This is a genomic window from Methanosarcina sp. 1.H.T.1A.1 (assembly GCF_000979295.1).
Taxonomy (GTDB): domain Archaea; phylum Halobacteriota; class Methanosarcinia; order Methanosarcinales; family Methanosarcinaceae; genus Methanosarcina.
This window is the reverse complement of record NZ_JJQY01000067.1, coordinates 39,143-52,799: the sequence shown is the minus strand read 5'-3', so window position 1 is coordinate 52,799 and position 13,657 is coordinate 39,143. Positions and strand designations below refer to the sequence as shown.

General features: G+C 43.4%; 9 protein-coding genes. 4 read left to right on the top strand and 5 right to left on the bottom strand.

The window, feature by feature from the left end:
* Positions 1-595, top strand: a 595-nt coding sequence (locus EO95_RS06905) for a bile acid:sodium symporter family protein (RefSeq protein WP_048133488.1), incomplete at its 5' end; no start/stop codon positions are given.
* A 228-nt stretch (positions 596-823) separates the two neighbouring features.
* On the opposite strand, the gene EO95_RS06900 is transcribed toward EO95_RS06905, so the two are convergent.
* On the bottom strand, positions 824-1,708 hold the full coding sequence (locus tag EO95_RS06900) for a hypothetical protein (RefSeq protein WP_048133484.1): 885 nt from the start codon (positions 1,706-1,708) through the stop codon (positions 824-826).
* A gap of 591 nt (positions 1,709-2,299) precedes the next feature.
* Here EO95_RS06900 and EO95_RS06895 point away from each other — a divergent pair.
* Positions 2,300-4,513 carry a CHASE4 domain-containing protein gene (locus tag EO95_RS06895; protein ID WP_048133483.1) on the top strand — a complete coding sequence of 738 codons (2,214 nt, stop codon included), beginning with the start codon at positions 2,300-2,302 and terminating at the stop codon, positions 4,511-4,513.
* Between the two features lie 221 nt (positions 4,514-4,734).
* Here EO95_RS06895 and EO95_RS06890 read toward each other — a convergent pair whose 3' ends face one another.
* Complete coding sequence (locus EO95_RS06890) at positions 4,735-5,427, bottom strand: YkgJ family cysteine cluster protein (RefSeq protein ID WP_235282899.1); 693 nt, start codon at positions 5,425-5,427, stop codon at positions 4,735-4,737.
* Between the two features lie 852 nt (positions 5,428-6,279).
* On the opposite strand from EO95_RS06890, the gene EO95_RS06880 reads away from it, so the two are divergent.
* Positions 6,280-8,382, top strand: a complete 2,103-nt coding sequence (locus EO95_RS06880) for a CHASE4 domain-containing protein (RefSeq protein WP_235282898.1) — start codon at positions 6,280-6,282, stop codon at positions 8,380-8,382.
* A gap of 127 nt (positions 8,383-8,509) precedes the next feature.
* Positions 8,510-9,286: a toast rack family protein gene (locus tag EO95_RS16725; protein WP_052733533.1), complete on the top strand. Its 777-nt coding sequence runs from the start codon at positions 8,510-8,512 to the stop codon at positions 9,284-9,286.
* 357 nt (positions 9,287-9,643) lie between these two features.
* Here EO95_RS16725 and EO95_RS06870 read toward each other — a convergent pair whose 3' ends face one another.
* From EO95_RS06870 to EO95_RS06860, 3 genes are read right to left on the bottom strand one after another with little or no spacing between them, the layout of a single operon-like run.
* A complete protein-coding gene (locus tag EO95_RS06870; RefSeq protein ID WP_048133479.1) occupies positions 9,644-10,891 on the bottom strand; it encodes an ABC transporter permease in 1,248 nt (415 codons plus the stop codon).
* Positions 10,892-10,920: 29 nt separating this feature from the next.
* Positions 10,921-12,333, bottom strand: coding sequence for a COG1361 S-layer family protein (locus tag EO95_RS06865; protein WP_048133478.1), 1,413 nt, complete (start codon positions 12,331-12,333; stop codon positions 10,921-10,923).
* Positions 12,330-13,271, bottom strand: coding sequence for an ABC transporter ATP-binding protein (locus EO95_RS06860; protein WP_048133477.1), 942 nt, complete (start codon positions 13,269-13,271; stop codon positions 12,330-12,332). The genes EO95_RS06865 and EO95_RS06860 overlap by 4 nt, the downstream gene beginning before the upstream one ends.
* Positions 13,272-13,657 lie beyond the last annotated feature (386 nt).

The following is a 13,657-nucleotide window of genomic DNA, read 5'->3' as shown; positions in this document are numbered from 1 at the left end:
CTCTATAGTGCTCACATCTGTCTCTACAATGGTTGCCTTTCTCGCAACTCCCTTCCTTACCTGGCTCTTTATCGGACAGTCTGTGGATGTGGATGTCATGGGCATGCTTGTAAGCGTTGTAAATATTGTTATTGTGCCTGTAGTGCTCGGGCTTTCAATCAATTATTTCTTTGAAAAAAGGATAACAGCAGTCAGGGATGTCTTTCCGGCAGTTTCAGCTCTCGCAATCGTTGTCATCATTGCCATAATCATAGGGACAAACAGCGAAAACCTTGAACAAAGCGGCCTTCTGGTCCTTGTTGCAGTGGTCCTGCATAATGGGCTGGGCCTTGCAGGCGGCTACGGGGTCGCAAAAGCTTTCAAGCTCAGCGAAAAAGAAGCAAGGACCCTGGCAATTGAGGTCGGAATGCAGAACTCGGGCCTCAGTGTAGCTCTTGCGATAAAACATTTCACTGCTGCGGCAGCGCTTCCGGGTGCAATATTTAGCATCTGGCACAACCTGTCCGGAGCTTTCCTTGCAGGACACTGGTCAAAAACCAGTGTGCCTGATACCGATAAAAGTGAGGTGCCCAGAATTAGCGGGCATATACATTAAGAAATTGGGGTAAAACCTAATGGGTTTTGCAAAAGTAGAAACGAACAAAGGTTGGAAATCAAAGAAAAGATTCCAGGGTCCACAACATAATTTCCTGGAATCTTATCCTACTTCACTTTTCCTTTTTTACTTCACTTTTCCTTTTTACTTCACTTTTCCTTTTTACTTCACTTTTCCTTTTTTTACTTCACTTTCTTTTCGAAAACCACGGCCTTCTGGAAACTGTTGTTACATATCATGCACGACAGATGGCCCGAAAGCGGGGTAAGTGTGCACATTTCGGATATTTGCCTGGACATTTCCGTTTTCAAGCGTCTGGGTGTAAGATATTCCCTGTGCTATCCCTTCACCCCATGGAGCTATCGTCGTGCAGCGGAAGGTTATTCCGTTATTTATCGTGTCCGGAATTATCGGCTCAGCGGACTGGTAGTGTATTATTAATGGGCTTGTCTTTTTGTCGCAGTAATTTTTGCATTCGTCGCAGTAATTTTTGTATTCATCGCAGTAATTTTTGCATTCATCAGATAATGTTGTTTTTATATTGTAGTCCCCGTAGACTATGAAAGAACCTGCGGGCACATTTTTCCCTTCACTTCCTCCCCAGTTCCCGTACAGTTTTGTCTTTTTCGGGAAATTGACTATAAATCCCCCATCTCGTACGACCCAGCCTTCCGGAGGGATGTTCTCGCAAGAAATTATGTATGCCCTGTACTCATTTCTCGGGTCTACCCCAAAAGCAACCGGTTCTGGCAGGCCCGGGCCGAACTCATCTTCAAAATATTTCATTGCGGCTTCTTTTTCGGCCTGTATTTCCGTATCGTTACGTCCCATTATTGCCTTGTGATACCAAACTGCCAGGTCTCCTTCGGCAGGTGGCAAACTTGCATTGTACTGGCCTGCAGCCATGAATACAACCACCTTATCAAATCCATCTAGCGTGCAGAAGGATGAATATGCACATGCAGGCGTTGAATCCGGTAGACCTCCGGGTGTCGAATCCGGTGGACCTCCAGGTGCCCAGTCAGGTTGAGATCCGGGTGCATAGGCGATTCCTATCGTGGCAACCAGCATTATAACTGCCAGCACAAGGTGTTTTTTTCTGAATAGATCCATATTTCCACTCCCTCTTACTGATTGATGCTAGCGTATTTTTTCCTTATGAATCAATTTCCCCATAGACCAATGGTTTGCAAAAAATCTTCTAATCCATGTTATTTTCGCCTTGAATCCCGCGCTGGCACTGAGGTACAGTTGAACAAAATAATAGTTTTTATTAAAGTTTCTGCCAAATACAGGATCTGTTAATATATCATCAAATTTAATATATATATTTGTTTAATTATAAATAGGGATCAATGTTCCGGGATAAATTACAGACAAATCTGAAATTCCATTTATATTCGATTAAGGAGTTTGGTTGCCCTAAATGGATACTCAAAACAATAATGCAGATGGATTTTCCATATTTAAGCTTTCATAAATTCCATTAATATAACACATTCCTGGCATTTTGTGTCTTAACCGATAACCAATGAAGTACTTTCTAATTTTTCCGTGGCACTATACTTATAAATATAAATATCGGTAATATATTTCTTATTAAAATTATTTAATAACTTTGCTAAATTTTATATACTTTCTTCTCTTTTTAATATTTATAATATCTTTAATTTTAAGCTCCTTTTTAATCTCAAGTCTCTAGAGGTGTCCACAATAGATATCAGTAAAAAGGTTCTCATAATAACCCTCTTGATTTTTGCTGTCCTTACGGCTGCGTTTACGTTCACCCATAATATGCAGCTGTCAAACTTTTTAGAGCTTGAGCAGGCTGATACCTTGGAGAATGTAGAGCGTGTGCAAAACGCAGTCTCCAACCGGCAGGGATATATTGATTACATCGTCCAGGACTGGGCTTGCTGGGATGATACCTACCAGTTTATCGAAGACGGGAACCAGCAGTACATCGATGTGGACCTTCAGAATGAAACACTAGCGGGGATTAGAGTTAATGTAATGCTTTTTGTTAATGAGTCCGGGAGCGTGGTCTATACAAAATCGGTGGATATTGATTCTATGGAAGAAAGACCGGTTCCAGCAGGGCTTCTGAAAATGATCGAAAACGGAACTCTTCTGACAACAGGAGAAAACGATACCATAAGCGGTATTGTTTTACTAGATGAAGGTCCCATGTTTATTGCGTGCCATCCTATTCTTACGACAAAATACGAAGGGCCTTCGAAGGGTACTCTCATTTTCGGGAGGTTTTTTGACAATTACCTCCTTGAATCCTTCAAAGACACTACCCGTTCTTCCCTGTCTATGTACAGGACCGATCAGGAAATGCCTTCCGATTTTCAGGAGGAATTTCAAAAGTTTTCGGAAACTCCTGACATGATCCTTGTGGAACCTCTCAGTGAAGAGAGGGTAGCAGGTTATTTTGAGTTGAGGGATATCTCAGACCAGCCTGCCCTTATCATCAGAGCCGATTTCCCAAGAGAACTCTATTTGCATGGTGAGAGAACCCTCAACTATATGTATTTATTTTTGCTGTTTACCGGGCTCCTGACCGGTATCGGGGTCAAGTTTGCTCTTGACAGGCTGTTTATCTCAAGGTTGGTAGAAATCGATGATTTCGTTACAAAAGTCCGGTCGGAAAAAGACCTATCCAAACGTTTGTCTCTCAAAGACAACGACGAACTCTACCGGCTTTCAAGGGAAATAAACGGGATGTTAAACGAAATCGATCTGGCGGAGCAGGGGGTAAAGGCCCAGGAACGTGAAAAGAAAGTCCTGCTCGATTCACTCAACGAACTTGTCGTTTTTGTGAACCCTGAAATGAAAATCATCTGGGCAAACAAGGCTGCTCTCAAATATATGCAAATGGACCTGGAAAAGGCAGTAGGGCTTTTCCTAAAAGCTGCTCCTGACATAAGTGGCCAGTTAGTTGAGTATCCTCAGCTTGAACAGGTCTTCGTGACAGGTGAGAAAAAGTCAGGAGAGTTTACTTCAAAAGACGGAAGGATCTGGTTTTTCCAGGCAATTCCCGTGGCAAATGAAAATGGAAAGATTATAGGGGTTATGGAAACCCGCAGAGACGTTACTGAAAGCAAGAAAGCCGAGCAGCTTCTCCGGGATAAACAGATCGCAGAGGTCGCAAACCGTACGAAGAGCGAATTTCTGGCAAACATGAGTCATGAACTGAGGACCCCGCTTAACTCAATCATAGGCTTCTCCGATCTTCTGTACGAAAAGGTTTACGGGGAACTTAATGTAAAACAGATCAAGGCCGTTGGGAATATTTCTAGGAGCGGAAAACACCTTCTGAATCTGATAAACGATATCCTTGATCTTTCTAAAGTGGAAGCCGGAAAGCTTGAACTCGATTATGAAGAGTTTGAGCTTGCCAGTAAACTTAATTCAATAAAAAATCTGCTATCTCCTATTGCAGACAAAAAAATGATTGAGGTTGAAATCCAGGTGGATAAAAACCTTGCCACAATCCGTGCTGACGAAGCTCGCTTTGTTCAGATCCTGTACAACCTGCTGGATAATGCTATAAAGTTCTCGCACGAAAATGGACTTGTGAAGATAGAGGCAAAAAAGAAAGGGGACTTGGTAGAAGTAACGGTTAAGGACAATGGAATAGGGATCAAAGTTGAGGATCAGAACAAGCTTTTCAAACCTTTCAGTCAGGTAGATACCTTTTCCTCAAAAAAGTTCCAGGGAACAGGGCTCGGACTTGCACTGGTTAAACAGCTTGTTAACCTGCATGGAGGATATGTCTGGTTCAGCAGCAAGATCGAGGAAGGAAGTACCTTTGCCTTCACACTTCCGATAAACAGAGATGACAGAAATGGGGATAACGGCGAAATAAAATCCCTTAACCGCGCAGAAACGGCTGAAAACCCGGACTTTTAAGAGGAGCCCGAAAAATAATAAATTTGAATAAAATTAAATAAATTTGAATAAATTTGAATAAATTTGAATAAAATTGAATAAATTTGAATAAAATTGAATAAATTTGAATAAAATTGAATAAATTTGAATAAAATAGAATAAACTATAATAGAAGCCAAATTGACTGAAAATCGTTTCAATATACCATTTCGCCCTTATCCATAAATTTTTCAGTCTCTTATTTAAAAGGTAGGCTCATCAATTTCCTGACCGAAATCAATACCTGAAACTGCTGTTTTTATCTTATACGTTTCTACCTTATACGTTTCTACCTTACTTGTTTCGACCTTATATGCTTCTACACTATCTCTCTGAAGGTTTAAAAGTTCTTCCAGAGTAAAAACTGCGTACTGATTTTTTCCTTTTCTGCATTTTCTTAACTGGTCATAATCAAAATAAAGGTCATCATAGCTTACCACATGGTTGAACCATTCAACCGGGATAGGAAGACGGGACAAAAGGGGGATTGCAGATTTGAAATAGTTCCTGCAAACTTTTTTTCTTGATAACTGGCACCAGTTATCTATTGTGAAATTTACCTTTCCCTCTTCAACTGTAAAAACAACAGGATATATTTTACAGATTATAGGTTTGAAATCACTACATTCACATGCTTCTGTTTCTTTGTTCAAAAAAGGACATAATTCCCCAAGCTTTAATACATGAACAAGAGTTCCATCATTCATTTTCAAAATATCCAGATACCTGAGTTTGAATTCGGAAACACTGATACCCATTTTTTTTGCCATATATTCTTTTTCTCCGGGCAGCAGAGTTCCTATTTTGTTGTGCTCGCAAGCTCCTCCGCATTCCCTGCAGATATTAAAAGTATTCTGGTTACTTCCACTAAATATCTTATGAAAGTTCTCATACATATGCATGGGTATCTTTTTAAATCTCAATCTAAAAACCTCGACCATGTAAAACTGAGTATATTGATTATATTTTTATTAAGTCATATTTACACCTATGCTTCAGGAAGCTTTTTTGTCAGGCTTAAAAAAACGAAATAACGAGTTTAACTTGTAAATAAAAATATTAACAGATTTATAATTTCTGAAAGCTAAAGTGGGTATAAAAAATTTACCTGGCTAACCTAAATTTTTTATGGTTTAAGCTGCAAGTCGCAAAAATGGTATATACAGGATACCTGTGGCTGTGGGCAGGAGGACACTCAATAAATTATTGTGGATAGCTTCAAAGCAGTTTATTACTTTTGTTTTATCTTACTTTACACGTATAGGTATGCAGTTTACAGCTTCGGCAAATGCTCGGAAAAAATATGAGTTTAAGGACCCTGCCCTGCATCCTAATTTTATCTCAAAATATAATGGCTTAATATTGACCTTTATCTATTATCAGGAAATCATGCAGTCAGGGCGGAGAGTTTTACTTAATTCATAATTTTGTTTAAATGTATGGATATTTATCCATAAGATCCAGGTCTAAACACACTTCTTTTTCTTTTTCTTCTTGAAACATAAAAATGATGCTAATAACTGTAATGGGCTTGAGTATCTACCTGAATTATACAGAAATTTCTGTTTCACTTCGCAACATTTATATATAATTCTATCTGATATATATATATATTAGATATCTGCACTTTAACTTTTGTCATGGACAAAGCTTTATGCTACCCAGTTGCAGGTATGTGATTTTGCTTCCTGCAGCTGTTGGTGATGTGTATGAATGTCAGTAAAAAACTGTTTATAGTTACATTCACAATGTTTGCTTTGTTAACTGTACTTTTAATAGCTGCATCTCATACCATCCTTTTATCGAGTTTCTCTAATCTTGAAGCTCAGGATACTATCAAGAATACGGATAAAATCGAACAGGCAATTGCCTGGGAAGCTTTATCTATCGACAGAACCGCAAGGGATTGGGCTTACTGGAACGATACATATAAATTCGTAAATACCTTAAGCCCTGAATACATAGAGTCGAACCTGGACGAAAATACCCTTTACGATCTGGACCTCAATGTTATGCTTTTTGTAAATAAATCCGGGGTCGTGGTCTATTCAATGTCTGTAGACCTGGTAAACGGGACAAATGTTCCGGTTCCGACAGGGCTTCTGGAGAGGATTGACAGTGGGCTCCTTATGCTTCGGGAAAATAGGGATTATATGCAGGGAGTCATACTTCTTGAAGAGGGACCGATGCTTATCGTTGGCCGCCCCATTCAGGCAGGTTTCGAAGAAGGTCCTTCTGCGGGAACTCTAATTCTCGGAAAATATATTGACAGCTCTTACATTGCCTCTCTTGAAGAGCGTACCCAGTCTTCCCTATCTCTCTATACTTTAAATGAGGAAATGCCCCCGGACTTTCAGGATGCATTTGATGAGGCTGTCAGTGGAGGGGGAAGTGCTGTTAATATTCTTGGAGATGAGAGGGTAGCCGGGTATTTCATACTAAGAGATACTACCGGGGAGCCTGCAGCCATCATGAGAGCTGATTATCCCCGTGAACTCTATGCACAGGGTAAAAAGACTCTGAATTATATTTACGGTTTCCTGCTGCTCAGCGGGATATTTATGGGAACTGCGACCAGGTTCAGCCTGGATCGTCTCCTTGTATCAAGGCTAATTGCTATTGACAGTTTTCTTGACAAAGTAAAAAGAGAAAAAGACACCTCAAAGCGGCTGGAAATGGAAGGTGAAGATGAGATCCACAGGCTTTCAAAAGGTATCAATGAAATGCTTTCCAGCATCAGACTTGCTGAGCAGGAGCTTAAGTCCAAGGAGTATGAAAAAAAGTTTATTCTCGATTCCCTTGAAGAAATAGTGGTGCTCAGAGATCCGAACTTCAATATTCGCTGGGCAAACCAGGCTGCCCTCAAAAACAAGGATCTGCTAATGGTTGAGGCTAAAGAATTGACCTCTGATAGCCCTCAGGCTGCGGATAAGGACATTATCCCGAAATCCCGATATCCCCAGGCTCCCGGCTGGACGGATCAGGAGTTTACCTCTTCTGAGGGAAAGACCTGGCTTCTCAGGTCAAAACTCGTGTGTGACGAAACCGGAGATACCATTGCAATTCTTGAAACCGGGGTGGAAATTACGGAACGGAAGAAATATGAAATTGAACTCTTCCGTGCAAAACAGGATGCCGAAGTCGCAAACCATACCAAGAGCGAGTTCCTTGCAAACATGAGCCACGAACTGAGGACCCCGCTTAATTCAATAATAGGCTTCTCCGACCTTTTATATGAAAAGGTTTACGGGAACCTTAATGCAAGACAGCTCAAGGCTGTCGGAAATGTCTCATGTAGCGGAAAAAACCTGCTAAACCTGATTAATGAGATCCTTGACCTTTCAAAAGTAGAAGCCGGGAGCTTTGAACTGCATTACAGTACTTTCTGGCTGGCTGAAGCACTTGCTGAAGTTCGGGATATGCTATTTCCATTTGCCGCCAGCAAAGGAATAAAAATAGAATTTGAGCTTGAAAATAGCCTGGCCAGAATTTCTGCAGACAAGGAGAGAATCATGCAGGTTCTCAGTAACCTGATGACAAATGCAGTCAAATTTTCAAATGAAAACGAGTGTGTAAGAGTTAAAGCAACACAAAGCAACGACTTTATACAGATAGCCGTAGCTGATGACGGAATAGGTATTGCGGCAGCTGACCACGACAAGCTCTTCAAGCCTTTCAGCCAGATAGACTCTTCCTCATCTAAAAAATATCAGGGAACCGGACTTGGTCTTGCCCTTATAAAAGAAATTGTGCAGCTCCACGGCGGCAGTGTCTGGTTTGAAAGTGAGGTCGGAAAAGGGAGTACCTTTGGTTTTTCGATTCCCCTAAAAAGGGGAAAAGCTGATTTGTAAGCTCTAAATCCCTCTGACACTTATATTTATTATTTCATAGTTTTGACTTATTTTCCGGCTAAATTGCTTATAGGTTTGCGGCTATTTCAGACTATGTAATTAATTAAAAGAGGGATAGGCGAGATCTATGAGAATTTTCAAATTTTTATGTTTATTTGCTCTTATAGCAGTCCTGGTCCTGACTTCCGGCTGCACCGAACCCGGAGAACTGCGTACTGAGTCCCATTCTGTAGATTTGGGAGATGCCAAATCGGTCCATGCTCTGGTCCGTATGGGTGCAGGAAACCTGGAGCTTTCCGGAGGCTCAGAACAGCTTCTGAACTCAACTTTTACTTATAATGCTGATGCCCTGAGACCTGAGATCGAGTACGAAGTTACCGATGAGAGCGGCAGGCTTGTTGTCCGCCAGAGGGACGTCTCCGAAAGCATCACCAGACGCGAGTTCCGGAATGAATGGAAGCTCCGCTTCAATAATGATGTGCCGCTTCTGTTGAGTATCGAATTTGGTGCTGGTGACGGAAACCTTGAGCTTGGCAGCCTGAACCTGACCGAGGTGGACCTTCAAATGGGAGCAGGGGATGTTCAGATGAACCTTTCCGGCAGCCAGGCCCTTACCAGGTTATCCCTGGAAATGGGGGTTGGAGATGCCGTTGTGGATCTCAGGGGAGATTGGGGACAGGACCTGGATGCCAGGATTGAAGGAGGGGTCGGGGCCCTCACCCTGCGGCTTCCGGAAACATCAGGAGTGCGCATAAAAGTTAAAGGAGGGCTTGGAGAAATCAAGGCAGGTGACCTGGTACAAGATGGAGATGCCTACGTAAATGAGGCTTATGGAAGTTCGGATGTTACTCTAGATATTGAGGTTGAAGGGGGTGTAGGAGAGGTCTTTTTGGAAACCGGGTGAATGGAAGGTAGATAAATTGAAAGGCAGGAAGAAGTCCTGCATGCGGGGCCAGCTCCAGAGACCACCCCGATAAGGATTGCGAGACCAGGCCCAAAAGCCATCAGGTCAGGGGGAAGAGGAACTCTAGCTTCCTGCTCCCCTCATCTGGGTCACGTTACCAGGGCAGCTAGAAAAAAATAGTGATTCTTTTCACGCTGTGCCTGCCTCCTTTTCTTGTTATCTTCTCTAATTCTCCCTGGTAATTAATAAAATTAAGAATGTAAAATTAAGAATGTAAAATTAAGAATATAAAATTAAGAATATAAAATTAAGAAGGGTTTGCTCCCTTCTCTTTTTCATTTATTCGTATCCTTCCGTTTATTCGTACCTCAGTGCATCCACAGGTTTCAGTTTCGAAGCCCTGTATGCTGGTACAGCTCCAGAGACCACCCCGATAAGGATTGCGAGACCAAGCCCAAAAGCCATCAGGCCAGGAGAGAGAGAGGAACTCGAGCTCCCTGCTCCCCTCATCAGGGTCAGGCCCAGGTAGGGGAAGAGGGTGGAAATAAAACCTCCGAGCATCACTCCAAAAACACCTCCCACGAAGCCTACCATTGCGGAGTTGAAGACGAAAATCATCAGGATGTCCCGGTTTTTCGCTCCGATGGCTTTCATCGTGCCTATTTCCTTTGTCTTTTCAAGGACCGAGGTAAACATCGTGTTTGCAATCCCTACGGCTCCGACAAGCAGGGACACGGCAGCAATGGCTCCCAGGAAAAGGGTTATTGAGGAGGTCATCTCGGTTACGGATTCGGCCATAGACTTTGAAGCTGACACTGAAAAGTCCCTGTCCTTTTCCTGATGGATCTGGCGGGAGACCATGAGTTTTTCTTCGATATCTTCTACTACGGTGTCAACCACATCTTCACTTTCGGCTTTAACCCGGATTGAATCAAAGACATCTTTTTCCGCGTCTTCAAGCAGGTTCACTGCCGAATCAATCGGTATGTAGATCTTCCTGTCCTCACTTCCGCCTTCCTCTGCCAGAATTCCGACGACGCGCACGGACTTACCGTTGATAGTTATCACCTGGTTGATTCCTATGTCCTGGTCGAAAATTCCACTGGCAATGCCGCTTCCTATGACCGCCACGTACTTATCAGCCGGTTCGAGCAGCCTGCCAGAATCCACTTCCAGAGAGTTCATGTACTTCCAGACCTGGGGGTCAACTCCTGTAATGGAAAGGGTTGAGCTTTCCCCGGTATAAGTTACTTCTTCATTTCCGGAGATCTGGCCGGTAACGTACATTATGCCGTCTATACCCTGGAGGGCGTCTATATCATCATCTGTCAGTTCGACATCCGTGGTCGTATCTCCTCTGTCTCCGCCCCCTCCATGTCCTGGCATTCTTGATTGGGCACCTGAATAACCCGGGGTGATGGTGATGCTTGTCAGGTCCATGTCGGAAAGGCTGCTCTGCACGCTTGCTTCCATGGCATCCCCGAGGGAGATTATCCCGACCACCGCCCCTACCCCGATAACAATCCCTATGATGGTCAGCCAGCTCCGGAGTTTGCTGTGCAGGAGCATGTTCAGGGCCATTTTCACGTAGGTTGCGTTTCTCATTGCACATCCTCCAGTTTTTACTGATCTTTTCAGTTCTTCAGCATTCCTGAGCCGGAGTTGTTTTCAGATGTTTTATCTTCAACTTTTTGAGTTCCCATTTTAACTCCCTGTTTTTTCCTGCGGTAAAGGAAAACTCCTGCCCCTGCAACTACAACGATAAGGAGATAGAGCAAATAGGAACTGGTTCCGCTGCTTGTGTTGGTTTTTCCGGCTCTGCCCGTGCCTGTAACTCCGGCGGAGGCTGTCATCTGGACAGGGACGTCCTTCTGGACCGTGATTCTTTCTCCCTTTGCATCTGTATATTCAATTTGAACTTTCATGGTGGGATCGGTTCCGGAACCAGCAGATCTGGTGACCGCAGATTTGTTTCCTGAGGGTGCTGCAGTAGCTTTTCCGGCACTTGATGAGTCTTCCGAGTTTGTTCCTGCAGCCTGTGTATTAATGACATTGAAAGATGTGATTGTGTAGTCTCCTTTCTCCAGGTTCCCCACAATTGTAGACGAACTTCCGGTTGTACTGTACCCTGCCTGCTGCGGGACCGAGACTTTTACGGAATAAGCGATGTTATTACCTATGTTTGCAATGGAAAGGGAGATCTCCCCTGCGTTGCTTTCCGAAAAGGAAACATCAAAATCGGTTTCTCCCCCAACAAAGAGCCCTGCATTGGTTTCTATCGTGTTAATATTGGATTCGTAGTCTTCAAAAGTCAGGTTAATGTCAAGTGTATAAAGTCCTGGCACTGCGTTTACGTCTGCCATGACCGAATAAGCTATGGTTATGGATTCCCCTGCATCAAGGTATTTGATGTACTTGGTGTTGTCCGAGTAGACAGGCAGGATCACACCTTTTGGGTCTTTCCAGGAGATAACCATGTTTTTCAGGGGTGAGTTCCCGGTGTTGGTGATGATGAAGTCAAGGGGCTCTTCCTTTGCCAGGTCGATGTTCGACTCGCTGATGGTCACGATCTGAGCGTATTCCTTTCCCCTTACCTCAAGCTCGAAGGTTTTTGTGGTGGTCGTGGTTTTTGAGGAGGACCCGTCAGCGGTTTTGGCAGAGGTTGTGATGTCGATCTCGTACGTGCCTTCGGAAGCAGCAGCATCGGTCATGAGTTTGAACTTCACGATGGCAGCGTCGTCATCGTCCTGCCGGGCGTTGAGATAGGATATCTCTTTTGTCAGGCTCTCCCCGGAAACCTGGCTGAAAGGGTACTCGGGCGTGATTTCAAGAGTGATATCTTCCAGGTCATTATACCCGATGTTCTGCACGCTGAAGGTAAGCTCCACAGGCTCTCCGGGACGGGCAGCATCAGGGTTCTGTTTTGTAAGGCTGATCTCAACTGAAGATGAGTCTATCAAGCCGGTGGAAGCAAGGGCTGGTCCGGAGCTCAGCGGTATGATTGATGAAAGTACCAGCAGGAGCGTCAATAAGGATAACGTTTTCATTTCATTCCTCCATCATTTTTTCCCAACTTACAAAACTTTCCTTTTGTGTTCTCGATTTTTTCTATCTCGCCATCCCTGATGTACACGACTCTTGTCGCATACTTTACCAGTTCCAGGTCGTGGGTGACAATGATAATCGTCTTACCTTCCTTTTCGTGTAAATTCGCCAGAAACTCCAGGATGTAATTCCCGGTCTTGCTGTCCAGGTTTCCAGTCGGCTCATCTGCGAGGATTATAGGTGGGTTAACGGCAAGGGAACGGGCAATTGCAACCCTCTGCCTCTGCCCGCCTGAAAGCTGTGAGGGAAGGTTGGATTTTTTGTCCGAGAGCCCCACGATTTCGAGCAGGTATTCCCCCCTTTGCCTGGCTTTTTCAGGTTCTTCTTCCTGGAATTCCAGCGGCAGGACGACATTTCCCATAGTGTTCAGGGTAGGAATGAGGTTGAAACTCTGAAAAATAAAGCCGATCATCTGTCCCCGGATGCGGGCAAGCTCTGATTCATCAAGTTCTGAGATATCCCGTGAGTTCAGGAAAACCGTGCCTTTTGAAGGCAGGTCCAGGCATCCCAGTAGGTTCATAAGTGTGCTTTTTCCGCTTCCGCTGGGACCGAGCACCACCAGAAACTCCCCTTCGTAGATCTCCAGATCTATTCCCTTTAAGGCTGCAAACTCGACTTCCCCCATCCGGTAAATTTTCCAGACATCAGTCAGTTTGATAAGTGGTGCTTTCTCGTTAAGGGCGATTCTGGTTGCTTCAGAGCTTTTGACAGACCCGGTGGCTGAATTGCTGTAAGGGTTTTTTAGACTCTCTCCGGAATCACTTTCTTCTGAGCCACGATCTGATTCATCGTAGAAACTCGTTGTTTTTTCGAGTGAATCCATAATTTTTGAGGAATTTAACTTCGTTTTAAATGTCTCTATAATTTCGGTGAGTGTCATAAATTACCTCTAAAAAGCTAGTCATATCTGAGCTGAATCTTTCAGGCTGAGCTGAATCTTTTCAGGGTAGCTTGAATTTGAGTAGCTTGAATTTGAGTAGCTTGAGTTTGATCTTCCTTTTTTTCGTCCGGTTTCTATCTTTCTCACTACCTTTTTCGTGATCCGATCTGATGTTATTAGACAGAGCATCAGGTTGATAGTATATATCAACTTATGTTATTTATTTTATCTGCAGTGGCATATTTTGTTGAGGTCTTAATTATTGTGGTCTGGTTGGACCTTATAATATGGTCCAATCAGATCCGATGTGGTTTAATGAGATATTTATAGGTCAATGAGGCACCTGCGAGATGCACAGTGCCTCACCTTCTGGGGTGTAGGGTTTC